The following is a 24058-nucleotide window of genomic DNA, read 5'->3' as shown; positions in this document are numbered from 1 at the left end:
CGGAACACCTCGTTGAAAGGAATCACTATGAAACGCAACGATATACGACCCATCGCCCTCGGCGGTGCCGCCGGATTGACTGCGTTCGCAGCCATGCTGGCGGGCTCGTTCGTGCTGATCGAGTTCGACCTGTGGGACACGGTCGCCGAGCAGTGGGCGCGGCATCGGCTGACGCCCGCAGAGCGCGCTGAATCCGACCGGATCCGTGCCGAGCGTGCCGAGCGGGACCGCCGGAACTTGGCCATTGTCGACCAGGCTGAGCGCGACCGTGAAACCCATGATGCGGAGGTACGCAACGGGTTCCGGCCCGAACTGCTGAACACCGCGAGGGCGGTTACCACCATGGGTGAGCTGACCGTGCCCGAGCTGGTCGCCGAGATCCACTTCGCCGACATGCAGCTGTACCGCCGACCCGTCAGTCCCTGGCTCCACGACTGGCACGGGCACCGCGAGGCGCTGCTGCACGAGTTCATCGAGTCCCGCAACAGTTGGCTGGCCCGCGCCCGCGTGTCGCGTACCGAGCGGCTGCGCCTGGATATCGCGGCCGAGCAGATCGAGCAGGCCCCGTTCCGTCCGACGTCCGGACCAAGGTACCGGCTCGCCCCCGAACTGCTCACCGGTACCACAGACGCCGGCGCGCTATCGGCGGGTCCGGCCACCAACGGCCACACCTACCCGATATTCGAAGGCCCCAACGGCGAGACCTTCGGCAATCCCACCACTACGAAGGAGTAAAACATCATGTCCGACAACGAAATCGATCAAATTGCCCGCGAGGTCGGTGGGGTGTTCCGGCAGGCGATGAATGTCGCGCGCAGCTACATCCACCGCCGTCGTGAACAGGGCCGTCATGCTGGGGTGCCGCGGTTGACCGGTGCTGAGCGGCGTGAGCTGGCCGAGCAGATACGCACACAGGTCGGTGAGCAGCGCGTGACTCAGGCGTGGTTCACCAAGCGGGTCGAGGACTACCGCCGCGAAACGATCGCGGAGCGCCGGCGCATGGCCCGGACACCGGGCCTGGACCCGAGCGCCGGGAATGCGCGGCTGGAGGCAATGCGGTTCGGCATCGAGTCGAGTCTGCCGGGCGCGGTGCTGTCGCTGCAGCAGCGCGGGCAGATCGTGCAGGCGATGGACCGATTCGATACCGGTCAGACCGATCGGCCGTTCTACCGGCCCGAACTGTCCCAGCAGACGGTCGGACGGGTCGCGGTGGAGCAGCGGGAGGCCGCGCTCCGCTCGCAGCGGTGGGTGAGCGGGCGTCGTGCCGCGATCGAGACAGCGCTGCCCGCTCCCGACGTGCGGGCCGCCGGTGAGGCCGCGTTCCGTCAGGTCGATCCGCGGCAGGCGATCCAGCAGGCGGTCGCGGTGCAGGATCTGCGGCACGTGCAGGCCGTGGCCCGCGAGTACGGCGAGTCCCGGAACGTGCGGTCGGGACGGCGTATCGCGACCGATCGTGCGCGCGCGGCGGGCCTTACCCCGGAGCAGGTCCGGTGGGAACTCGATAACGCGGAGGCGAATTCCCGGGTGCAGGTGACGCTCGACGCCCACCAGTCGGGCACGATGCTGCAGCGGGATTGGAGCTGGCACGCGTATTTCCCGGACGAGGCCCAGGCCGCGGCATGGACCCATGATGCGGTGAACGAGACCGACTGGCGCACCGGCACGACCTTGACGGTCAAGGCCCGCGAGGCCGGACACGCGAAGGCGTTCTACGCCGCCGAAGGCAACCAGGTCAGCGTCGGACGGGATGTGGAGTTGTGGCACACCGCGGCCCGCAACGGGTTCACGAACTCCCCGCAGCCTGCCCGCGAGCAGACCGCCGGTACGGCGGTGGTGCGCACCGATCCTGTCACTGCTGCACAGCAGGCCGAGCAGACGAGCGGTCGGGATCCGTTGGATCTGGTCGCCGAGAACGACGCGCTGCGTCAGCGGCTTGAGGTGTTGGAGGCCGAGAAATTCGGGCCCGAACCCGAGGACTGGAACGGTGAGCGTGGCGTGGCGCGGCGTGAATCAGAGCCGCACACGGTGTTTGAGCGGTTGCCCCGGGCGCAATACAACGCGCTGCAGCGGATCCGGCATGCGCAGGCGCAGTTGCGCACCGCGGTCGCTGAGGGCCGCACAACCCCTGGCGACTACTTCACTGCCCGCGAGGCCACGAAGGGCGCCGCGGAGGTGCTGGGGGAGCAGCGTGCGGCGCGGGAGGAGGTGCACGCCGAAGCCAATTCCCGCACGGTCGTGACGATCTCGGCGACAACACCCGAGGGCGCCTCGTCGCAGTACCTGACCTACCACCCTGACGAGGCCGCCGCGGCGCTGGTCGTGCAGCAGGAGGTGAGCGCGGCCCCGGCCGGCACCACCTTCACCGTGCGGGCCCGCCAGGCCGACGATCCGGTGCCGTTCTACGTCGCCGAAGGCAACCAATCCGAAGTCGCCCGCGACACCAGCCTGTGGGCCAGCGAAATCCGCGACGGTTTCGGCCGCACCCAGCAGTCCTCACGCGAGCAGCAGGCCAGTACCGCGGCCGCGCACAACGATCTGGTGATCGAGCACGGCAAGGCCGCAGGGGAGCGTGACAGGCTGCGCGGGCAGGTGGATTCGGTGCAAGCCCGGCTGAATCTGTCGATCGAGCACAACGGCAAGCTGACCAACCAGAACGCCCGCCTGACCCGGCAACTGACCGCGCTGACAACCGAGCGTGACCAGCTCCGCGGCGAGCGGGACGCGGCGGTGCAGAAACTCGTCGCCCGCACCTCGGCCGCCGAACGGTACGGCAGCCCCGAACGCCAAGCCGAACAGGCCAAGACCGCCGCGCAAGCGCCGGCGGACGGTCGCAACGTGCTGTCGCAGTACCTCGGCAGAGAGGTCCCCGACTGCGGCGCATACACGTTCGGCGACGAGTTCCGGGACAAGTTGCGCCAGGACCCGGCCGCGTACGCGGGATGGGTCCAGCAACACGTGCCCGAAGGGCAGCAGGATCGATGGCTCACGGACCGGGATAACGTCCTTGACGCCCACGCCGAGATCGAACACAACCTGTTTGCCGCGGCCCAAGATCTCAATTCGCCGTTGATGAGGAACAAAGCGCAGGAGCTGTTCCCGAACGGACCCGATGTTCGCGCTGGGGAAGAAATGGCGAAGTGGTGGTTGGGCGGCGGGGCCACGGAGTACCGGGCCGAGCGTGCCGCCCGGGAAGAGGCCGCGCAGTCTGCGACATCCGCGCAAGCCTCGGCGGGTCGATCCGCTCTGGCGGATCACCAGCCCGGCCACGCCTTGGCCGACGCAGTCGCCCGCTGCGAGCACGAGCGCGACGGAATCGAGCGGTGAACGACCACGACACGGACATGCCGGGCGGGCCAACGCCCGGCATGCACCGAAGGCCCGACACCACCACAACATTCGATCGAGAAGGAGCCGAACCAATGAACGACACTACCCACCGCGAGACCATCCCGACTGACGATGAGGTCCTGACAGCGCTACCCAGAAGCATCGCGGCCGGCGCCTTCGAGGTCTTCGATCCTGAAAAGGCGGCACGCGAGCTGACCGCCGAATCCGAGACCGAGTCCTGGACCGAGCAGAAGATGCGCGCGGACTTCATGCACGCCCAGTCGTTCGTCTCGCGGGATCCGGAGGACTACGACCCGGCCGATGCGCTCGATTACGCCGAGTACGCGAATCCGTGGATCAGCGGCGATGAGAAGTGGATGAACGAGTGGATCTACCTGCAGTCCGCGACGCAGCGCTGGCGCGAGGATCCCGAATTCGCCGCCGGGCTGAATATCGAAGGTGGCGGCGATGATGCGCCGACACCGATCCAGCTGCGCAGCGAACTGCAGGCCCGATACATCGCCGAGCACGGCATCGAGCGCGCCGAGAACGGGTTGCTGACCTCGCACTATGTGACCCGCATCGAGGACCGCGACCACGGGCCGTCGCCGCTGGCGAACTACCTGCCCGGTAACGCTCTGGCCGCGCACGCGGCGAACTTCGAGCGGGACGGAGTCGAGCGGTGAGCGCGGCGGCGATCGAGACGACGATGCCCTCTAAGCCCGCAGCCGGCACCGGCCCGGTGACCGCCCGCCCGCCGTCGGCGCGGCCGGTGGCGCGCGCGGTCTGCACCGCGGCGCCGGTGCAGACCGCGACGGTGCGGTCGACGCCGGACGGGCTGAGCCCTGCCGATCTGGCGGAGCGGTTGATCGCGGCGAATCAGCGCACCGCCGAATTGGAGGAGCAACTGGCCGCAGTCGTTGCCGCCCGCGATGCGGCCGAGCATCAGGCTGCGCAGCTGGAAGACCTTAACCGGGAGTTGGCCTGCGACCTGGACAACGCCCTGGACGAACTCGCCGGGCACGCCGGGCACGCCGAGCAGGAGCGCCTCGTCCGCGCTCCGGTGTGGAGCCCGTGGTCCGCATCAGCCGATCGAGAGGGGCACGACCGATGAACTCGTCAACCACCGCCCATGCGGTGTCCAGTCCTGTCAACCGGGTGTCAAGCGGGCGTCTGGATGTCGCGGAGTTGACCGCGCTGGCGATGACGATCGTGATCGGCGGGTGCGCGTTCGCGTGGTCGTTCGCGGCGTTGAGCGGACTGTCGACGATGGCCGGGATTACACCGCGTCTAGCGTGGGCGGGCCCGATTTTCGTGGACGGCGCGATTGTCCAGTCCGTTGTCGCGCTGGTGTCGCTGCAGCGCCGCGCCCGCCAGGGGATCGAGATCCCGAAGGCAACTGGCCGGTTCTTCTGGGCTGAGCTGTTCTCGGCAGAACTGATCAGCGTGGTCGGAAACGGCCTGCACGCTGCGGAATCCGGGCAGCGAGTGCTGCCCGCGACGATCGCGGCCTGCGTCGCCGGGGCCGCACCGCTGTTCGGCCTGGCCGCCACGCACGGCCTGACCGCGCTGATCGAGGTTCCCCGCACCGCGGAGCCCAAGCCAGAGCCCGAGTTGACACCGGTTTACGCCGACTCGACACGACTGGACAACGGCTTGACAGGGCTGGACAGCGACTTGACGGGACTGGACAGCGGGCAGACAGTCACCGCCGAGACCGTTGACAGCGACCCGCTGGCCGACCGTGACGCGGAGATCCTTCGCCGCCGCGCGGCGGGTGAATCGACGCGCGCGATCGGTGCCGCGGTCGGGCTGTCACACACCCGGGTCGCGCAGATCATCGCCGCCGCCGGCACCGTCGACGACGCCGACGAGGGCGAGGGGGAGGTGCTGAGCTTGGTTCGCTGACCGATTGCCCGGTGGTGCGGGAGGGTGTGCGGCGGTCCCTCCCGCGTCCAGGGCACACAGTGTCGCCGGGCGGCGATGACCGTTCCGGCCACCCTGGACCCGCGAGCCTCTACCGCCACACGGGCTACGGCCCTTATCGGGGCAGGCAGTGAGCCTGCCCCCTATTTCCCTTCACCACCTCGAAACCCTTTGGAGGACATCATGACCAGCACCATGACCGACCTGGACCTGATCAACGCCGAGCTGATGGGCGCCGGCGCCCGGAACCCGTTCGGCAAGGACGTGCAGCCCGGCGACGGCGTGACCGGTGAGATCGTCGCGGTCATCCGGCGTCACCGCCACAACAGCCAGGGCCAGCCCCTGTTCTGGGTCAACCGCAAACCCACCGTCGCCGAGGGCGGTGACCCGGTCATCGATTCCCAGCTCATCGTCGAGACCGACGCCCGCGACGACGAGCAGGACGATGGCCTGCGCGCGATCACGATGGACCGCGACATCATGCGCGCCATCAGCGCCAAGGTGCGCCGCGCCCGCGCCAACGGAGTCGCCCTCGGCGGCCGGATCGACGGCCTGCTGTACGTCGGGCCCGCTGAGAGCGGCTACGGCCGTGTCTACGACCTCGGCGCCTACATCCCGCCCACCACATAGCCTTTCAGCCTCTACCGAAGCCCTCGACCCGCGAACGGGTCGGGGGCTTCTTCATGTTCACGGCCGTTCGGCTCCTCGAGGAACGGCGCCGGTCGATCCCTGACTGTCCCCCCGGCCCCTTCCTCCGAAGGCTTTCCGTGCCCGGACGGCGGGTTGCTCAAGGGTGGCCGCAGGCCATCGCCGCAGGCGACGCGACGCAGGAGTGCCCTTGAACAACCCGATGGCCGAGCACACACTATCCGGCCGAGGAAGGGCCCTGCTCGTGTCACGGCATCGGCGGTCAGCAGTCGATCTTGCTATGGTCGGACGGCGCGAAAACACGGACAAAAAGTAGCGAATAGGTAGCACACGCGTGTGCTACCTATTCGCGCTCTCGCTCACCACATCAACCCGCGTCTGAGCTGGGGTTACGGGCATGATTTCTGCTCACTCCCCACCCCCACCCAGTTCGACATCTTATCGCCCACTGCGTGTTCAATAAGATGTCGAACTGGGTGGGGGTGGGGAGCAATCAGAAATCAAAAGATCAAGTAGGGGTGGGTTGGTGTGGTGGTCGAGAGAAAAAGAAGTGGTTGCGTTGGGTGGGCCTCGGAAAGTTTGCGAGTGGGTCGCTTTGGGAGACGGTGACGGTGGTGGCGTCGTCTGCCGTGGTGGCGGTCTACTGCACGCGGCTGTGCGTGATAGTCGGGTGACGCAGCGCGTGTGCCGTGGGGCGCTGGCTCGTGCAGCTGCCTGGTGATGCACTGCGCGGCGAGATCCGGTGCGGGGTTCCGCGAGCTGCGCTCGCGCCTGCGTTCCGCTCGGCCTGTCGTGGTGGGGTTCCTCTCCGCTCGGCCTGATCTGGGGCTATCACACGGGCACCGGCTATCAAGGGCGCCTGCGGCGTCGGCTGCGCCGATGGCTACGCCACCCTTGACAACCGATACCCGCGTGATCGAGACGCCCCAGGCCAAGCGGAGAGGAACCCCACCACGACACACACGTGCTCCACTGCCGGGAATCCGCAGCCTGACGGCTGCGCGCGGGGGCTCTGCCCACCGGACCCCCGCCCTCGCCGGGAGCAGGCCTGCACAGAGAGGGGGCAGCGCGCAGGTGCCAGTTGTGTTGGTCTACCGCGGCATTCAAGCACCACGACTCAGCGGCGTGCTCGCGAACGCGAATCCATCAGCAACTCAACAGCAATGAACTAGTGACTCTTCAGCGATCAATGTGTTCAGGTTCCCGATTGCTGGAGGCGTGGCCGCCGATTCGCGGCGAATAACCCGCACCTCCGACCGGTCGAACACGCTGGTGGACACGTGAACTCGACCGTACTGGTTGCGAATCGGCAATGCGCGGGTGTGCGGCGTTACCGCTTACGGAGGGAATCGTCCCGGTCGCTGCCGCCACGTCGGCTGCGCCGCGGTCTGCTTCTCCGCTGTATTGCGCCCTCTGTCCAATCTCCGTACTTCAAATAGAAGGCGAAAAGCGGATCTTCTATGTAAGCGACTTCCTCGCGGTAGCTAAAGATGGGATCAGCATCTCTCTTATTTTTATCGGCCTCAGAGGACATGCCATTGAGGGCTGCCGTGATCCGCTGCTTCGAGATAGCTTCCTTGGTGAGATCGTGAACTGACTTCCGTATATCGGTGAATTTTAAGACAGAAGGCGGAATTAGTTTGGCCAACGCAAACATGACGATTCCGTATATGTCGGTCTCGTCGCCATTGTTGAGTACAACTGGATTTCTGGGTACACCCTTTGTGTTCTTACCAGAAAGCACGGAGTGAAATGCAAAAGGCTCGGACGCGGTCGCTGCAGTTCGGAGTATTCGATCGAATTTCTGTGGAACTTCCACTTGCTGTGGTGTCGCAACTGTCTCGTGCACTTTAAGGCCTTGCGAAAGCATTTCATAGCAAAGCTCTTGCATGACATGGGGCGAGCCGAAACTGCACTGCGCGAGACGGCCTGAAAACACATCCCCGCGGTCAATAAGGTTAAGCTCGCTGAATCCTCGCTGTGCAATTGATATCAATTCGGGCATAGTCCACTCCGGAATCTTGAAATGGACCATTCGACCTCCGATATCCACCACGGTCTTCGCGGGGTCGAACGAGTATGACGGAATCGCCACTAAGACAATGAACGTATTTCTGAGGAGCGGCTTTATTGCGCGAGCTATTGCGGCGCGAACATCGCTAGAGATATGGTGGAAATCGTCAACTACAATGGGGCGATGTGATTCCGACAAGGCCTGTTCAACTGAGTGTGCCGGAACGGAAGAGTAGGACCATGTATCCACTCTACCAGTTTTAGATCCATCAGAAGAATCGGCTGAGGCCATCATAACTGAACGAAAACCCGCCTCGAATTTGAGGCCTTCCGATTCTGACTCTTCGGTTGAGATCTGGCTCGTGTTCTTGTCGCTGACTGAAAGTTGCTGAGCTAAGGTCAGCCAAAAATCATCAATTGAATTAATTCGGGTGCCTTGAAGCCAACACGCCTGGTCTTCTGGCAAAACCCGCTCGACAAGCGAGGTCTTTCCCGACTTGCTGACGCCGGAGAGCATGACACCGCCATTGCGACGACGAGCCTTACCCCTAAGCTGATCGTCGAACGTACCGTCTTCGGGGTCTTCTCCGAATCTCGGAGTGTATGTCGCTTCTGGCGTCTTGCCAGTCGAAAACACATCTTCGAGCAAGCGAACGACGATCATATCGGCGTCGCCTGACGCGTCCGATTTTCTCACCTGGCTATCCTAGCCTCAGCACTTCAGGGTAGTAGTGGGAAGAGCCTTGTTGCGTAACTCGCGCCCAGAGCAGGTAGGAAGCTCATGAGCGTGGTTGATACACCGTTCGACCTGGCGGACTACTTCTTCGCAGAGGTTAATCCGCTACGGAACTCGACCTGGCTCATAAGGTGCCCGCCAGTCGTCCTGATGGGAACGACTATCCGCCCGGGTCGAGCACCTTCCGGCCCGGATCGGTCAGCGACCGCCATACGGTCGCCGCGCCGATCTCTCGAAGCCACGACTGCCGGCCGCGGACCAGGCCGCGCTTCTCCAGACGCTTCAAGCATCCGTAGACCGACTTCTTCTCCGACTCCGACGGGGCATCCTCGGCACCGAACACCTCCTGCGCGATCTCCCACACCGACAACATGTAGCTGTCAGCTTCGAGGCAATCGAGAACCCGACGTTGGAGAGGAGTCACCCCACGGGGATAGTCAGCCGGCACCGGGTGCGGGAAGCTCACGCTAGCTGTCTCCCTTGCGGTGCGTGGTCCAGTGCAGCTCGAACCAGGTCCGCTGTTCCGGTGTGACCGGGATGGTCAGTGGCTTGCCGTGCAACTCGCCATAGGTCGCGAACTCGCGGTAGCGCTCGGACACGTCGATCACGTCGTTACCGTCGACCGCGATCTCGCCGAGGTCGAACAAGGTGTGCAAGTCCCGGCGCAACAGGATCCCGCCGTGCTCATGATGCTTGCCGACCTTCGCGTAACTGTAGAGGTGGCAGGCGTCCAACACCGTCTCAGGAAGGTCCCCGGTGAACGCGCACCGCGTCTTATACTTGGCCAGCAGGGTTTTGCGGAACTCTTTCTGCCCCAGCCGCACCCGCGTCGGCCGCGTCGTGTGACCACCCTGGATCTGCTTGCTCGCGGCATCGAGCGGTCCGAACAAGTCCGTTCCGGTCACTCGCATCGCCGCGGCTCGGAAAGCATCCCAGTCCAGTGTCCGGAAACTGTTCTGCGACTTCGGCTTGTCACAGAACGCGCGAAGTTCCTCGGCGCTAAACGCCCCAACCAACTCCACCCATGCTTGCCCGTGGTCGGAACGGAAGGTCTCGACATCGACGTCCTCGAAGACCGGATCATCGAACGTCGTTCCGCACTCCGAACAGCGGAAGATAGGGCGCATCGTCTTCCGCGCCTCATAGTTCGTCGTACGACAGGTCACGTTCGTGCACCGGCCACGGCGCTTCACCGCCCGACCGGTCCTGATCCGCTCGATCACCGAGGCGCCCAGTGATTCGACCTCGTCCCACAACACAACGAAGTCGCCCGGACGGACATTGAGATGGTTCGGAACCGTACTGTCCCAGCTGTAGCGGCGAGAAGGATCGTCATCGTATTTCTCACCACCCCCCAGCCGGCGATACGCCGCCTTCGACATCACCAGCCACGCCTGACGATCCTTCGCATCAGGTCGCGAAGCCACACTGTTCTTCGCCACAACTCCCCGCTAACAGCTCAGAAGCCGCGCACCCACGCGACTACACAGCACCCAGTATGCGTACCCCCGCTGACACATTCAGGCAGCACCTATTCGGATGTCGCCGACACCGTGCTACCAGAGGTGGCGGTGTGCCTGCGACGCAAGTCCGGTGTCGTGGGGCAGCATCCAGCATGAGTGGGGCAGAACGTGGGGCAGACGGCTGTCCAGTTGTGCGGCTTAGTGTTCCCTTGAGCCCCTGGCCCTTCGCGTCAAATACGCTGTCCTGCTGATATAGACCGCCGCAAAGCGGCTGTGCCAGTGGGGTTTCGGCAAGATGCAGCCTCTCTGGTTTTACACACCAGCGGTCGGGGGTTCGAACCCCTCTGCGCCCACCCAGGTCAACGGCCATTTCGGCCCTGCCGAGAACGCCAACGGCGCGGTCAGTGGGGCCAACGGCCGGGGAACACAGATCTCGTTATTCGAAGAGAGCCGCACCGGCTGCCCGCAGATCCTCGGGCCGCGGATCGTTGTAGATCCGCAGGGATACCGCGGGGTCGTGTCCGTGCCAGGCCGCGACCGCAGGATGCCACGCGACAACATGAGCGAGACCGATGCGGTGCGGCTCCGCGCCGACTTGGGCAGGTTCTCGTCGACCTCGGTGCCGATCGCCACCCGGCCGCGGCGAACCCGGATCGTCGAGTCGGCGAACCGCGTCCATCGTGCACCCAGTACCTCGCTGCGCCTCATTCCGTAGCAGGACAGCAGCCAGCAGGCATACAGGTGTTGGTTACGCACGAACTTCCGGAACGTCTCGACCTCGGCCAGCGGTCGTGGCCTGCGCCGGAGCGTTGACGACACTGTCATTAAGCCCAGTTGAGACGGGTGGCGGGTGGCTTCTTCCCGGATGGGGGCGCGGACGAATATGACGGTCGCCTATTGGATTGTTTCCAGGGTCAGCTGTTTGCGGTGGTGGTTGTAGTGCTGGCCGGGGTAGGCGAAGAGATCGGCCAGGGTCATGTAGTTATGGAAGTAGGGGTCCCAGCGGTCCGGGTAGGGCATGCCGCGCTGAAGGTCGCTGTCGCGGAGGCGGTTGAGCGAGCGTTGCAGCGAGTCGATGACTCGGTCGAGTTTGGCGCCCATGCGATTTCGGTTGAATACGCGGGCGGCCAGGCAGGAGCCGTGGTAGTTGATGGCGTCGAATGGGCCGGTGGCTGCGTTGAGCAGGCTCATGTAGCGGTGGGTGATCGGTTTGGGCAGGTGGCCGGAAACGCGGGCCAGGATCAACAGTTTCTGGACGATCATGTAGCCGAACACCATGTGGAACAGCAACTGTTCGTTGGTCCAGCGGGTGCCTTGTGTCGGTTTCCGCCACTCGTCTGGCTTGGTGTGGTCCAACAGTTGATGGAAGTCGCGGCGGACCCGGTCCAAGTCCGCGGAAAGGGCTTCGCGTTCGGTGTTCGGCTCGGCCATCGGTGGCGCCTCGATCGACAGGTTTCGGCTGGTGTCTTGATGGTGCCACCATGGAGCCGCCGGGTGCGGGTCAGTTGAAGTGGGGGCTGCGTCGTTCGATGAGGATGACGTCGCGCCAGCGTCCGTGGTGGCGGCCGATGCGTTCGCGGGTGCCGATCACGCGGAATCCGGCTCGTGTGTGCAGGGCCAGGCTGGCGGCGTTTTCGGGGAAGATGCCGGATTGGACGGTCCAGATCCCGGCGTTGCCGGTGGATTCGAGCAGGGCGGACAGCAGCGCCATTCCGATGCCTCGGCCGCGGGCGTCGGGGTGGACGTAGACGGAATGTTCGACGACGCCCGCGTAGGCGCAGCGGTCGGAGACGGCCACGACCGCGACCCAGCCCAGTACGCGGTTGTGGGGATCGAGTGCGACGAGTCGATGCGACGGCAGTCTCGTGTTGTCGAATTTCTCCCAGGTCGGCGCGTGGGTTTCGAAGGTGGCGTCCCCGTCGTCGATGCCGCGCTGGTAGATGTCGAGCACCTGCGCGGCGTGCTCGGTCCGCATTGCCGCGATGTGGACCCCGGTTGTCGTGATGGTCACGCCGCTGACGATATGCCGAGTTCGTCGAGCAGGCCGCGGATGCGTTGTTCGATTTCATCGCGGATCGGTCGGATGGCGTCGATGCCCTGCCCGGCGGGGTCGTCGAGTTTCCAGTCCAAGTAACGCTTTCCGGGGAAGATCGGGCAGGCGTCGCCGCAGCCCATGGTGATCACCACATCGGATGCCTCCACGGCTTCGATGGTGAGCATCTTGGGCACTTCGGTGGACATGTCGATGCCGATTTCGGTCATTGCCTCGACAGCCACGGGGTTGACCTCGTCGGCGGGGGCGGAGCCTGCGGAGCGGACCTGGATGCGGTCTCCCCCGAGGTGGGTGAGGAAGGCGGCGGCCATTTGGGATCGTCCGGCGTTGTGGACGCAGACGAACAGGACGGTGGGCGTGGAAGCCATTGGTGGACTGTGTCTTTCGGAGAGGGGTGGTCAGGGGTTGGCGACGTCGAGCGGGTTTTCGGTCATCGGGGGCGCCCCGGGCTCAGCGTGTGGTGGGTATCGGGTTGCCGGTGGTGGTGGCGGGATCGGTGTGGTGTGGGACGACGACGTTGTCGGCCGCCGCAGCAGGGGTGGTCGGGTAGAGCAGGGCGATCAGTCCTAGTCCGAGCAGGGCTCCGGCGATCTGGGCGGCGATGAATCCTGGTGTCGAGGACGGTGCGATCCCGGCGAAGGTGTCGGAGAAGATCCGCCCGATCGTGACGGCCGGGTTGGCGAACGAGGTCGAGCTGGTGAACCAGTAGGCCGCACCGATGTATCCGCCCACGGCGGCGGCCGACAACCCCGCGCGACCGGTGCGGGCCAGGGCGAAGATGACCGCGATCAACCCGGCAGTGGCAACAACCTCGCCGACGAGGTGGCCGCCGGTGATGCGGTGATGGGTGGATATTTGCATGGCGCGTTGGTCGAACATGACGTTGGCCAGGATCGCCCCGGCGATCCCGCCCGCGGTTTGGGCGAGGATGTAGCCGCCGAGGTCGGCGGCGGGCAGGCCGGTGCCGTGACGACGGCCCGCGAGCCAGTCCACGGCGGACACGACCGGGTTGAAGTGGGCGCCGGAGACCGGTCCGAACACGAGGATCAACACAGCCAACCCGAACACGGTCGCGGTGGAGTTCTCCAGCAACTGCAACCCGGTGTCGCCGGGCGAGAGCTGCTGCGCGGTGATACCGGAGCCCACGACGACGGTGACCAGCAGAGCGGTGCCAGTGAATTCGGCGAGCAGCCGCCGCGCGAGATCGTTCACCGCGCCACCGCCGCAGCGGGGTCGGTGATGTCGAGCAGCTGGGAGAGCTGTCGCAGCGCGGCGGGTTCGATGCGGTAGTAGACCCACGATCCGCGCCGTTCGCTGGCCAGCAGTCCGGCCTCCCGCAGCACCTTCAGGTGATGCGAGATGGTGGGTTGGCTGACCTCGAATCCGTCGGAGATGTCGCAGACACACGCTTCCTGCCCGGCATGGCTGGCCACCAGCGACAACAAGCGCAACCGCACCGGATCCGACAACGCTTTGAACACCCCGGCCAACTCGGCGGCGGCCTCGCCGGTGAGTGGTTCGCGGACCAGGGTTGTGACCTCACACGACGGCGAGGTCACGACCGTCAACGGCAACTCGGACTTAGACACACGTTGATATTGATGTGGATCGAATCCATGAGCAAGCGAACTCTCGGTGAACAGGGTTCGTTCGATCGCGGTCAGCAGCAGGTTGCGCCGGAGGCGACCGCGTCCTTCTTGGTCTGTGTCGAGCAGCATGCGCCTTCGGCGGCGGCGTCCTCGGGGGTGCCGCAGCAGACCGCGACCGCTTCGGCGTCGCTTGATGCGAGTTGGGGTGCGGTGCCGAAGGTGTCGCTGTCGGCGAGCACGGTGTAAACCTCCCACCGCTCGGCGTCCGGCGCGGTGACCCACACCTTGTCCTGGGTCGCGAAGCAACACGTGGTCGCGATCTGCTCCTCGGTGAACAGGCCCGCCTCCGACAGGCGCGCGATCTCACCGTGAACCTGCTCGGAGGTCTCGACCTCGACGCCGAGATGATTGAGACTGCCGCCGTGGCCGGGGTTCTCGATCAGCACCAGCTTCAGCGGAGGCTCGGCGACGGCGAAGTTGGCGTAGCCCGGCTTGCGCTTGGCCGGCTCGGTGCCGAACAGGGTCGAGTAGAACGTCACGGCCTGGTCGAGGTCGTCGACGTTGAGGGCGAGCTGGACGCGGGACATGGCAACCTCCGGTTGTTTCATATATGTCGAAGAACTTGCGTGGTCGAGTGTGCCATCTTTTCGACATATGTCAATTTCCCCAGTAGGGTGGGTGTCATGCCCAAGGCGTTGCCCGTGATCGACATGTCCGCGCCGGTGTGCTGCACGCCGGTGGCCGCGGCGGCGATGGACGAGGCGGCGGCGTTGGAGGTGGCGCTGCGCTTGAAGGCGCTGGCCGACCCGGCCCGGGTGCGGTTGATGTCGCTGCTGTTGACCAGTCCGTCCGGTGAACCGAACAGCGGCGAGTTGGCGGCGGCGGTGGGGTTGTCGGAGTCCACGGTCAGCCATCATCTCGCCCAGCTGCGCAACGCCGGCATGGTCGAATCGGAGCGTCGCGGGATGAACACGGTCCACCGTGCTCGCCGGGATGCGCTCGGCGCGATGTGTCGGATCCTGGACCCCGACTGCTGCACCTGACGCACCCGGCAGACTCCAGGGCATCAGTCGGCCCGACCGGAGGTGAAGAACTCGTCCCAGCTTTCCAGCGGCCAGTCCAGCAGGGAACCGACGTCGGCGGCGGCCACGAAGGCGATCACGGCGCGGCCGGTGTCAGCGGCGGTCTTGACCTTGCGTTCGTCGTGGCGGCATTGCAGCGCGTACTGCATCTTCAACTCGAGCTGTCGCCGGTCGCCGAAGGCTCGGAAGTCGAAGCGGTCGTTGCCGTAGGACTTGACCAAGATGATGAATTCCTCGATCGGCGGCCGACCGGCCTGACGCCAGCTGTGATCGTGGATACAGCGGTGACAATCCCACAGGTGCCGCTGAAAGCGGTCCGGCGGCCGCAGCCGCCTGTAATCTCGTTCGGGTGGGTAGTGATCCGGGGGCCTCTGTCCCGGTGCAGGATGTTCTCGCCGCGGCACGGTGGATCGAGGACTCGGCCAAGGAATTCGACGAGGAGATTCAAACCTTCTTCAAGCGGGTACGGGCGGTGGTCGGCGGGGATTGGTCCGGCAAGGCCGCGGACTCACACGACCAACCCTGGATTGATTGGTATACCTCGGCCAACGACGTAGTGGAGGCTCTTCGAGGGGATGCATCGACGCTGCGTGAGGCTGCAGGCGCGTTCGTGGAGACGGACACCGCGTGGTCTGATTCGGTGCGTCACAAGACCAGCAGCCTCGATCTGCCGGAGATCCCGTGAACGACAATCCGTATCGGGTCGATCTGGCCGAACTGCAGAGCCTGATCGACGACGCCAAACGCCTGGACGCCCAGATCGAAGCCCGGGCGGATGCCATTCGCCGACAGGTCGATCAACTGCATGTGCAGTGGACCGGAGCGGCGGCAACAGCTCACCAGCACTTCGTGGACCGCTGGACGGCGGACACCGCGGCCATGCGGGAGGCGTTAACGACGTTGCAGGCCGCGCTGACTCGCGCGCACGGAAACTATTCCGGCGCAGTCGATGTCAACAAGGGGATGTGGCCCCTATCTTGAATGGTGCTCGGGCCGTTGGGGTTCGGGTGTCTCGAACGGGCATCGGAAATCTGCATCGTCCTCGGCGGTACCACCGTGGCCTGTTACGAGTGTTCTACCTTTCGGCCGAGATCAGCACCCGCAGCAACGCCGAATCCAAACGGTTCTACGATCGAAAACGCTTGCAAGGCAAAACACACCGACACGCGGTGATCGCCCTGGCTCGGCGCCGAGTGAACGTGCTGTGGGCACTGATGCGCGAGCGCCGCTGCTACGAGATACGTCCAGCACCGGCTGACGCTGCCTGAACGCATCGACCAGCGACACCTGCATACTGGCCACAGAACCGTGGAACCAACACTGAGACAGCGGATTGCTGACATCATTACCTTGATTTGGAGTCGACAGTCGCGACGAAAATGCCCGGGGGGACACCTAGTGCTGGGGAGTTCACCGGGTGTTCAGCGGCATCATGACCGGGCAGGAGTCGTGGGGTGTACGCACGTATCGAGATCGACGGCGGGGACGGCGAGGACCTGGCGGCGCTCAATGAGTGGTTGAGCGGTGAGGAGGATCTGCGGGGCCGGGTCAGGGGCATCCGGCACCCTATCGGGGAGACCGAGTTGGGTTCGGCGATCGATGTGTTGACTGTGGCTCTGGGGGCCGGTGGCGCGGGCTCGGTGTTGGCGGCCTCCTTGATCACCTGGTTGAAGACCCGCCGGACATCGGCGAAGATCACGGTGACGTGCGCTCGTCGTTCGGTGACCTTGGATATCCGAACTGTCGAGGATGTCGCACCGCTGCTGGAACAGATTCTCCGCGATGAAGATCGCGAGCCCGGCGATGGGTGCTGAACCGAAAGTACCTGCCGGCTCCCGTGCAGTGCTGGTCGGTGTATCCGCCTACGAGCACGCGGAATTTTCCCCGATCCTCGCCGCGCGAAACAGCTTGACTGCGATGCGGGAGTTGCTGACCGATCCGCAGCTGTGTGGCTGGCAGCCAGAGCAGGTGACCGTAATCCCCGATCCGTCGTCCACCGTGAATCTGGCTGAGCAAGTGAGTGATCTGGCTGAGGCATGCACCGGTGTACTGCTGCTGTACTACGTCGGTCATGGGGTGCTCACACCACGCGGTGAGTTGTGTCTGACCCTGTCTACTACTCGCCCGGATCGGCCGAAAATTACTGGCATCTGGTGGGAACTGCTTGCCGAGGTGCTGCAAAACAGCCCAGCACGTGCGCGGATCGCGATCCTGGACTGTTGTTTCGCCGGCCAGGCCATCGAAGCGCTCGCCGGGCCGGACAGTGCAGGGCTGGCTGACCTCGCGCACATCCAGGGCGTGTACACCCTGACCGCCACCACCCGCAATCGCACCGCCCACGTGCCACCGCTCGACGTGCAGGACACCGCCTGCACGTCATTCACCAGCGAATTGCGCGCTTTGATCCGCACCGGCATCCCCAGCGGCCCCGATCTGCTGACACTCGCCGATATCTACCCGATATTGCGTGCTCAGTTGCGCGCCAAGGGATTACCCTCGCCCAACCAGCGCGGCACCGACACCGCCGGCCACTTCCCCTTTGCGGTCAACCTCGCAACCAGCACCGCCACCCATATGGATCTCTCCGAGATGACCTCAACGTGGAGCCATCTGATGGGGCTCGGCGACATCGGAACCTTCGATCCCGAACGCGCGTGGCAGCCACGCTACGCCCGCGAACGCCTGCGGGTACCGTTCGGTGTCGGCGCCGACGGTCTTCCGGTATACCTCGACATCAAGGAGGCCGCCGAGGGCGGCATGGGCCCACACGGCCTGTGCATCGGCGCCACCGGCTCGGGCAAGTCGGAATTCCTTCGCACCCTAGTGCTTTCGCTGGTGGCCACGCACACACCGGACCAGCTGAACCTGGTTCTCATCGACTTCAAGGGCGGCGCAACATTTCTCGGGTTCGAGGGGCTTCCGCACGTTGCTGCGATCATCACCAACCTGGAGGAGGAGGCCGCGCTCGTCGATCGTATGCACGACGCGCTGGCCGGGGAGATCCATCGCCGCCAGCAGGTGCTGCGGGCTGGTGGCAAGTTCGCGAACGTCTCCGAGTACGAGAAGGCCCGCGCCGCCGGCGCCGATCTGGATCCGTTGCCGGCATTGTTCGTGGTGCTCGACGAGTTCTCCGAGCTGCTCGGTCAACGCCCGGATTTCGCAAACCTGTTCAGGAGGATCGGACGCATCGGCCGGGCACTGCACGTACATCTGCTGCTGGCCTCACAGCGCCTGGAAGAGGCCTGGCTCAAGGGCCTGGCAAGCAACCTGTCCTACCGGATCTGTCTGAAGACCTTCTCCGCCAACGAGTCTCACCAGGTCCTCGGAATCCCTGACGCCGCCAACCTGCCGAACAATCCCGGTGGAGGATATTTCAGGTCCAGCTCCGGTGAGATCGGACGCTTCCAGGCATCGTACGTATCGGGCCCGTATGTCGCCGAGGCCTCACCAGAGGACGACAGCGGTCAGGACCGTCCTCGGCCCGACGAAGGTGACCAGGTCTCCATCCTTCAAATGCTGGTATCGCGCATCCTCGGGCACGGGCATCCAGCGCGCGAAATCTGGCTGCCGCCGCTCGAGGAGCCCCCCACGCTGGACGAGCTCATGCCGCATTCGATCCTCACCGGCGAATTCAACACCGTCTCGACCTTGCGTGCCGCTGTCGGCATTGTGGACCGTCCATACGATCAGCGCCGTGACGCGCTCGTGGTCGATTTGTCCGGCGCGGGTGGCAATCTCGCGGTGGTCGGTGGCCCGCAATCGGGTAAGTCGACCTTGCTGCGATCACTGATCCTGGCACTGGCGCTGACCCACACCACCGAGCAGGTGCAGTTCTACTGCCTCGACTTCGGTGGCGGTACCCTCGCCGGCCTCGGGGACCTACCGCACGTCGGCTCGGTCGCCAGCCACCTGCAAGAGGACAGAATCCGGCGCACCGTCGTCAAGATGACCACCATCGTCCGCGATCGCGACGCACAATTCCATCGACTCGGTATCGAGTCGATGTCCGAATTCCGGAGACTGCGTGCCATGGACCGCTCCAGCAACCCAACCGCTGCAGGCGCGCACGAGGACCCCCACGGTGATGTTTTCCTGGTGATCGACGGTTACGGCTCGATCCATCAAGACTTCGCTGCCCTGAAGCAGACGATCGCGAATCTTGCGGTACGTGGTCTGTCGTACGGTGTGCACATCATCATCGCGTCGGCGCGGTGGACCGAGCTGGAACCAGCGCTCAAAGATTCGATTGGCACACGCATCGAACTGCGCCTAGGAGATCCGGCGGAATCCCAGTCGGGCCCGGGGTCCGCCTCGCTAGTCCCTATGGGACGACCGGGACGCGGTATGACCCCAGAAGGCCTGCACTTGCTCACGGCGCTACCGCGAGTCGATGGCAACCCGGATCCCGAAACGTTGGGTACCGGTGTGGCCGAGGCCGTTTCGAAGCTGCGACAGATGACGCCGGGGCACCCAGCACCCCGAATACCGGTACTGCCCGACCGGCTCGAGCACACCGAGCTGCTGCAGATGGCTGGGGATTGGCCGGGCGATCCAGCACAGAAATGCCTGCGATTCCCGATCGGGCTCAACGAATCCGAGCTGACGCCGGTGTACATCGACTTCAACGTAAGCCCACATTTCATCATCATCGGTGACCGGAAGTCGGGTAAGACGACGCTGCTTCAATCGATCATCGACAGCATCATTGCGTCGAACACCACGGACCAGGCCCGCATCATTCTCGTCGACTTCCGCCGCACCATGCTGGGCCTCGTACGACAGGAATATCTCGCCGGATACGGCTCTACCACACCGCAAGTCACCGACCAGATGGACGCCCTCGCCTCCTACGTCAAGAAACGAACACCCGGGCCGGATGTGACACCGCAGCAGCTCCGGGACCGCTCCTGGTGGGCCGGCCCGGAGCTGTTCGTCATCGTCGACGACTACGAACTGGTCATGCCCCGCGGCAGCGGGCCGGTGCGTGCACTGCTCGAACACCTACCACACGCCCGCGATCTCGGGTTCCACATGATCATCGCGCGCCGCTCCGGCGGCGCACGCCAGGCCATGAAGTCCGATGCTGTGATTGCTGAGATGCGAGACCTCGGCTCGGCCGGAATGATCCTGAGCTGCGGACGCGAGGAAGGCATCCTCATGGGCGGCACCGAGCCGACCCCGATGCCACCTGGCCGAGGCACCCTCATCACCCTCGACATCGAGGACCGGATTCAACTCGCACAAACACGTTCGATGTAATGCTTGCCGCACCAAACCGATCAATGACGAGGTCGCGGCGTCGGTATCGAGGAAATCGGCTGCACGCAAGGATTACTGCGCGTCAGCTACGCGCGTCAGACCATGCGCGTCAAGCTATCCTGGTTCGGTGCTCACTCGGCTCTCAGTCAGCGAATCTGTTCGGAGGCAATGCCGGGTTGACAAGGGGGATTGAGAGCCTTGACCGGTTCGGCGATCAGTGTCCTGCCGGGCGCGTTCGCTGCGGCGGGCAAACTCTACGGGCAGAACCATGATGCGGCGAAGTCGGTGGTGACCTCGCTGGCGAAAGTGCTGGATTCCCAATGGGCTTGCGGCGGCACCGACAATTCCGGGCACGCATGGTGCAACAAATATGATCCCGCGGCGTTCAACGCGGTCGCCACGGCCACCGCGGTGGTCAACTCGCTGGGCAAGCTGAACGACCTGCTCCAGGCCGACAGCGTCAACCACGCCAACGCCGACAACGGATCGCACTACGAACCGAACGCCGCCAACCAGATCCAGCCACCCCCACCGACCGCGCATTTCGACGCCCCGGCATTCAAGGGCGCCTACGGTGGTGACACCGACGCACCGTTCGGGTGGGGCCTGATCAGCCGCTGGCTGCAGGGCCGCATGTGGCCCAACGGCAATCCCGACAAACTGCGTACCGTCTCCTCGGCGTGGACCGCCGCCAAGGAAGGCATGAACGGGATCAAGACCGCCGTGGCCGGTGCCCGCCGGATCGTCAACGAGCAGGTCTCCGGCGAGGTCGCCCAGATCCTGACCCAGATCGATATCGTCGATGCCGCGATCGACAACGTGATCGGCCAATGCGACGAACTCAGCCTCGCCACAGTCGATTTCGCCCAAGCCATCGATGAGGCACACACGAAGATCTTTCAGGAGCTCGGCGAGTTCATCGCCATCGCGGCCGCGGTCGAGGGCATCGGCTGGCTTGCCGGCGGTCCGCTCGGTGGCGCGGGCGGCACCGTGATCACCGGTGCGCGTGGCGCCGCTACCGCGGGCCGGGTCATTACCATCGTCGATGAACTCTCCGCGTTCGTCGCCGCGGCGATGCCGGTGGCACGGTTGGTCGCCGTCGGTGCCGCGCCGGTGATTATCAAGAGTGTCCAGCCGCTGCTGGACGCGCAGTCGAATACGTTCTACTCCAACACGCGGCCCGGTGGCGTGAGTAAGCCGGTGCATCCGACCAAGCCGTTCCGCGACAAGGACAATGCGGCCGATTTCGATGGTGAGCAGGCCGCACAGGATGTGCGGGACCGGTTGTCGAACTCGGGTAACACGATCAAACAGGGTAAGAACGTCGCCGTGGCCCAAGGCGAGATAGATGGGCAGTTCATACCGTCCCGGGAGCTCGAAGCTGTTAGTGGAAAGGAGTCACCCCCGGGTACCGTAGAAACACCGCAACAACCGGGGAAGTTCGTACCGCGCGATGAGCTCGGGCTAGCCGATCGCCCGACGGACTCGGAGTACAAGATCCTCGAGAAGTTGTCGACCCGGCTGACGCCCGATTCGAAGGGCGTAATAGATCTGTACACCGAGAATCAACCATGCCCCGCCTGCACAGAGGTCATCAAACAATTTGAGAACACCTACCCGGGAGTGAGACTCAATGTCACCTACACCAACCCCTGAGCCGGACGCTGGAAGTCTGTACGAGATGAGCCGACTCGGCACGGTCATGGTCGACTCGGGATTCTGCACACCGGCTGACATCGAAGGCTGCACCCCCGACGAGATCGCCCAGATAGTGGCACCAGCAGAGTTCCCGCTGCCTACCGAATACCTGGCATTCCTGCAGGTGTTCGGCCGGAAACCCGGCACCCTGTTCCAAGGGCGAGAGATTCACTTCCCCGCCTGCCTCTTAGCTCCAACCGTAGCCGAAGAAATATCCGAGGACCCGGAGGAGAGTCTCACGACTGAGGACCGCTTCTTCTTCGGTCATCACCAGGGGTACATCGTATTCTTCTTTCAGCGGGGGATGCGCGAAGTCTTCGCCTACCAAGAGGGGCACCCGAACGTTCAGACACTGGGCGAGAACTTCACGTCCTGGCTGTGGCATGTCTTGGAACGAACGCGAGATATTCGTGCGGACGGTGAGCGTCTCGAACGCGAGACTGAACGGAAACGCGCCCAGATGCGAGCCGAAGGCAAACTGTAGCGATGGCCGATCTCGAAGCCTGGGAAACAGAACAACGCGCCGCGCTGGCCGGCGTGCAGCAAAAGGTCGACGTTGTGCGAGCAGCCCTGTGCCGCATCAAAGTCCGTGCGTCCTCACGCAACGGCGAACTCGGTGTCACCGTCAACGCGCAGGGCCACGTACGGGACATCCACCTCACCGCGCAGGCTCTGCGTCTGGGCGAAACCCGTTTGGCTCAGGTGTTGTTGGAAACGATCCAGCGCGCGGAAGCCGACGCGGCACGCCAGGCCGCGGACGCTGCCCGGCCGCTGACGGACGACCGCCTGATCTCGGAGACCATGGAGGAGGCCCGGCGGATGACCACTGGAAAGTCGTCGGCGGAGCCGCCAACTCGCCGACCGATGAGCGAGCAGGAGATCCAGGCGGCGGATGATGCGTACTTCGAACGCCTGAACCGCGGCTGGGCCCAACCGTAGGTTTCCACGACAATCGGCATTACGGTGCGTTCGGCCGGCTCCGGATCGGCACGGCCGGATGATCTTTGGCTGTCCCGCGCTGTCCTGTTCGCTCAGCGCGGGAAGCGGCTACTTACAGGATGTTCGTCAGCAGTAGTGGCGTGTTGATTCAAGAACGCAACTAAAATCTTTCGGACCGGTCTGCTGGTCGGGCCCCAAGGTGAGCAGTTAAGGAGCCAAAGAGATTGATGCGCGCGATCCTGTAGCGCGGGAATCACAGCAGCGCTGGTGCGTGGAAGCGGCCGAGGCCCGAGGTTCGGTCACGGTCCAGCCAGTAGCGGCGCGGTTCGGCAAGCGCGACGTCGACGTTGACGGCGAGGATGCCGGGGATCTTGGCGATGTCGTCGTCGATGAACGCGGCCAGGGCGGCGCGGTCGGTGACCAGGCCGTTGCACAGGACGGAGACGTCGCTGGCGACGTGGACGGTGAGGCGGGTCTGGGGGAGTTCGTCGAGGCGGCGCATGACGTCGGGGGTCTCGCCGGGGGCGACCCGCAAGCGCAGCTGGAACGGGGTGTGGAAGCCGAGCCATTCCGAGACGATCTCCAGCCGGGGTTTGACCCATTGCTCGTCGAGGACCCGGCGGACGACCCGGTGGGCGGTGGAGGTGGCGAGTCCCGCGGCGCGGGCGATGCCGGCGGCGGAGGCCCGGCCGTTCTGCATCAGCTGGATGACGATGGTGCGTTCGGTCTCGCTGAGGGGATTGGTGGGGGGTGTCGCGGTTGCCGGGCCCTCGGGGCGGGCCGCGGTGAGTGCCAACAGGTCCGCCCGTTCGGTGCCGGTCAGGAACCCCGGGTCCCAGGTGATGCCTCGGCGCAGCGTACTGAGCGCGGGTAAGGCGTTGACGCGGCGGACGCCGGGGATGGCGAACATCCGGTCGACCGCCTCGCTGGTGGCGGCTTCGGAGGGGGCGTGGGCGACCGCGTAGAGCGGGTAGTTGCCGGAGATCTGTGCCAGGAACTGCAGATGGGGCAGGTCACGGAGCCGGTCCAGGACGGCGAGCGGGGTTTCGCCGGTGACGTCCAGGTAGACGTGCACCGGCATCGCGGTGGAGTGCATGCCCCAGTCGGCCTGCCCGATCACGCGGAGCATCCGGGCTTCCACCAGGCGGTCGAAGCGACGCTTGAGGGTGCTCGCATCGGCGGACAGGACCGCACCGATATCGTCCCAGGTGGCCCGGGGCGCCAGGTGCAGGGCTCCGATGAGACGCCGGTCGAGCCCGTCGAGCTGGGGAGGGGTCATGGCACTCCACCTTAGACCGCTGGCCAATCCCATTTTTACATGCTAA

At 64.9% G+C, this 24058-nt stretch carries 25 protein-coding genes; 14 read left to right on the top strand and 11 right to left on the bottom strand.

Annotated features, from left to right (window positions below; genetic code table 11):
* Window positions 1–27: 27 nt before the first annotated feature.
* From KO481_RS33475 to KO481_RS33450, 6 genes are all read left to right on the top strand, one after another.
* On the top strand, window positions 28–735 hold the full coding sequence (locus tag KO481_RS33475) for a hypothetical protein (protein WP_215922496.1): 708 nt from the start codon (window positions 28–30) through the stop codon (window positions 733–735).
* 6 nt (window positions 736–741) lie between these two features.
* A complete protein-coding gene (locus KO481_RS33470; protein ID WP_215922495.1) occupies window positions 742–3324 on the top strand; it encodes a hypothetical protein in 2583 nt (860 codons plus the stop codon).
* 95 nt (window positions 3325–3419) lie between these two features.
* On the top strand, window positions 3420–4013 hold the full coding sequence (locus KO481_RS33465) for a hypothetical protein (RefSeq protein ID WP_215922494.1): 594 nt from the start codon (window positions 3420–3422) through the stop codon (window positions 4011–4013).
* On the top strand, window positions 4010–4441 hold the full coding sequence (locus KO481_RS33460; RefSeq protein ID WP_215922493.1) for a hypothetical protein: 432 nt from the start codon (window positions 4010–4012) through the stop codon (window positions 4439–4441). The genes KO481_RS33465 and KO481_RS33460 overlap by 4 nt, the downstream gene beginning before the upstream one ends.
* A 44-nt stretch (window positions 4442–4485) precedes the next feature.
* Window positions 4486–5235: a DUF2637 domain-containing protein gene (locus KO481_RS33455; protein WP_215922492.1), complete on the top strand. Its 750-nt coding sequence runs from the start codon at window positions 4486–4488 to the stop codon at window positions 5233–5235.
* 201 nt (window positions 5236–5436) lie between these two features.
* Window positions 5437–5883 carry a hypothetical protein gene (locus KO481_RS33450; protein WP_215922491.1) on the top strand — a complete coding sequence of 149 codons (447 nt, stop codon included), beginning with the start codon at window positions 5437–5439 and terminating at the stop codon, window positions 5881–5883.
* Between the two features lie 1348 nt (window positions 5884–7231).
* On the opposite strand, the gene KO481_RS33445 is transcribed toward KO481_RS33450, so the two are convergent.
* From KO481_RS33445 to KO481_RS33405, 9 genes are all read right to left on the bottom strand, one after another.
* The gene (locus KO481_RS33445) at window positions 7232–8611 is read right to left on the bottom strand and encodes an ATP-binding protein (RefSeq protein ID WP_215922490.1); all 1380 of its coding nucleotides are present in this window, start codon (window positions 8609–8611) and stop codon (window positions 7232–7234) included.
* Between the two features lie 199 nt (window positions 8612–8810).
* Window positions 8811–9023, bottom strand: a complete 213-nt coding sequence (locus KO481_RS33440) for a helix-turn-helix domain-containing protein (RefSeq protein ID WP_215922489.1) — start codon at window positions 9021–9023, stop codon at window positions 8811–8813.
* Window positions 9024–9117: 94 nt separating this feature from the next.
* Window positions 9118–10092, bottom strand: a complete 975-nt coding sequence (locus KO481_RS44530; RefSeq protein ID WP_215922488.1) for an HNH endonuclease — start codon at window positions 10090–10092, stop codon at window positions 9118–9120.
* Window positions 10093–11007: 915 nt separating this feature from the next.
* Window positions 11008–11544: a DinB family protein gene (locus KO481_RS33430; RefSeq protein ID WP_215922487.1), complete on the bottom strand. Its 537-nt coding sequence runs from the start codon at window positions 11542–11544 to the stop codon at window positions 11008–11010.
* A 70-nt stretch (window positions 11545–11614) separates the two neighbouring features.
* Window positions 11615–12124 (bottom strand): GNAT family N-acetyltransferase, encoded by a 510-nt coding sequence (locus tag KO481_RS33425; RefSeq protein WP_308166864.1) that lies wholly within the window; start codon window positions 12122–12124, stop codon window positions 11615–11617.
* The gene (locus tag KO481_RS33420; RefSeq protein ID WP_215922486.1) at window positions 12121–12534 is read right to left on the bottom strand and encodes an arsenate reductase ArsC; all 414 of its coding nucleotides are present in this window, start codon (window positions 12532–12534) and stop codon (window positions 12121–12123) included. The genes KO481_RS33425 and KO481_RS33420 overlap by 4 nt, the downstream gene beginning before the upstream one ends.
* A gap of 82 nt (window positions 12535–12616) precedes the next feature.
* Window positions 12617–13378: an aquaporin gene (locus KO481_RS33415; RefSeq protein ID WP_215922485.1), complete on the bottom strand. Its 762-nt coding sequence runs from the start codon at window positions 13376–13378 to the stop codon at window positions 12617–12619.
* The gene (locus KO481_RS33410) at window positions 13375–13755 is read right to left on the bottom strand and encodes an ArsR/SmtB family transcription factor (protein ID WP_215922484.1); all 381 of its coding nucleotides are present in this window, start codon (window positions 13753–13755) and stop codon (window positions 13375–13377) included. Before KO481_RS33410 ends, KO481_RS33415 begins: the two co-directional genes overlap by 4 nt.
* Window positions 13756–13826: 71 nt before the next feature.
* Window positions 13827–14342: an ArsI/CadI family heavy metal resistance metalloenzyme gene (locus KO481_RS33405; protein ID WP_215922483.1), complete on the bottom strand. Its 516-nt coding sequence runs from the start codon at window positions 14340–14342 to the stop codon at window positions 13827–13829.
* 96 nt (window positions 14343–14438) lie between these two features.
* On the opposite strand from KO481_RS33405, the gene KO481_RS33400 reads away from it, so the two are divergent.
* A complete protein-coding gene (locus KO481_RS33400) occupies window positions 14439–14798 on the top strand; it encodes an Rv2640c family ArsR-like transcriptional regulator (protein ID WP_215922482.1) in 360 nt (119 codons plus the stop codon).
* 23 nt (window positions 14799–14821) lie between these two features.
* Here the strand turns inward: KO481_RS33400 and KO481_RS33395 are convergent, their stop codons facing one another.
* Entirely contained in the window at window positions 14822–15058 is a 237-nt protein-coding gene (locus KO481_RS33395; RefSeq protein WP_215922481.1) for a hypothetical protein, read from the bottom strand.
* Between the two features lie 128 nt (window positions 15059–15186).
* Between KO481_RS33395 and KO481_RS33390 the strand changes: the two genes are divergently transcribed.
* The 7 genes from KO481_RS33390 (at window position 15187) to KO481_RS33360 (ending at window position 22733) form a co-directional block, all read left to right on the top strand.
* Window positions 15187–15522, top strand: a complete 336-nt coding sequence (locus KO481_RS33390) for a WXG100 family type VII secretion target (protein WP_215922480.1) — start codon at window positions 15187–15189, stop codon at window positions 15520–15522.
* Window positions 15519–15818, top strand: coding sequence for a WXG100 family type VII secretion target (locus KO481_RS33385; protein WP_215922479.1), 300 nt, complete (start codon window positions 15519–15521; stop codon window positions 15816–15818). Before KO481_RS33390 ends, KO481_RS33385 begins: the two co-directional genes overlap by 4 nt.
* 473 nt (window positions 15819–16291) lie before the next feature.
* Window positions 16292–16651 (top strand): effector-associated constant component EACC1, encoded by a 360-nt coding sequence (locus KO481_RS33380; RefSeq protein WP_215922478.1) that lies wholly within the window; start codon window positions 16292–16294, stop codon window positions 16649–16651.
* On the top strand, window positions 16587–20096 hold the full coding sequence (eccCb, locus tag KO481_RS33375) for a type VII secretion protein EccCb (protein WP_308166863.1): 3510 nt from the start codon (window positions 16587–16589) through the stop codon (window positions 20094–20096). The genes KO481_RS33380 and eccCb overlap by 65 nt, the downstream gene beginning before the upstream one ends.
* 198 nt (window positions 20097–20294) lie before the next feature.
* Window positions 20295–21752 (top strand): deaminase domain-containing protein, encoded by a 1458-nt coding sequence (locus tag KO481_RS33370; RefSeq protein WP_215922476.1) that lies wholly within the window; start codon window positions 20295–20297, stop codon window positions 21750–21752.
* 25 nt (window positions 21753–21777) lie between these two features.
* Entirely contained in the window at window positions 21778–22278 is a 501-nt protein-coding gene (locus KO481_RS33365) for an SMI1/KNR4 family protein (RefSeq protein WP_215922475.1), read from the top strand.
* A gap of 2 nt (window positions 22279–22280) precedes the next feature.
* The gene (locus tag KO481_RS33360; protein WP_215922474.1) at window positions 22281–22733 is read left to right on the top strand and encodes a YbaB/EbfC family nucleoid-associated protein; all 453 of its coding nucleotides are present in this window, start codon (window positions 22281–22283) and stop codon (window positions 22731–22733) included.
* 253 nt (window positions 22734–22986) lie between these two features.
* On the opposite strand, the gene KO481_RS33355 is transcribed toward KO481_RS33360, so the two are convergent.
* The gene (locus KO481_RS33355; RefSeq protein WP_215922473.1) at window positions 22987–24012 is read right to left on the bottom strand and encodes an Lrp/AsnC family transcriptional regulator; all 1026 of its coding nucleotides are present in this window, start codon (window positions 24010–24012) and stop codon (window positions 22987–22989) included.
* Between the last annotated feature and the right edge of the window lie 46 nt (window positions 24013–24058).

Source organism: Nocardia albiluteola (assembly GCF_018860155.1).
GTDB classification, from domain to species: Bacteria; Actinomycetota; Actinomycetes; order Mycobacteriales; family Mycobacteriaceae; genus Nocardia; species Nocardia albiluteola.
This window is presented reverse-complemented; position numbering and strand designations above follow the sequence as displayed.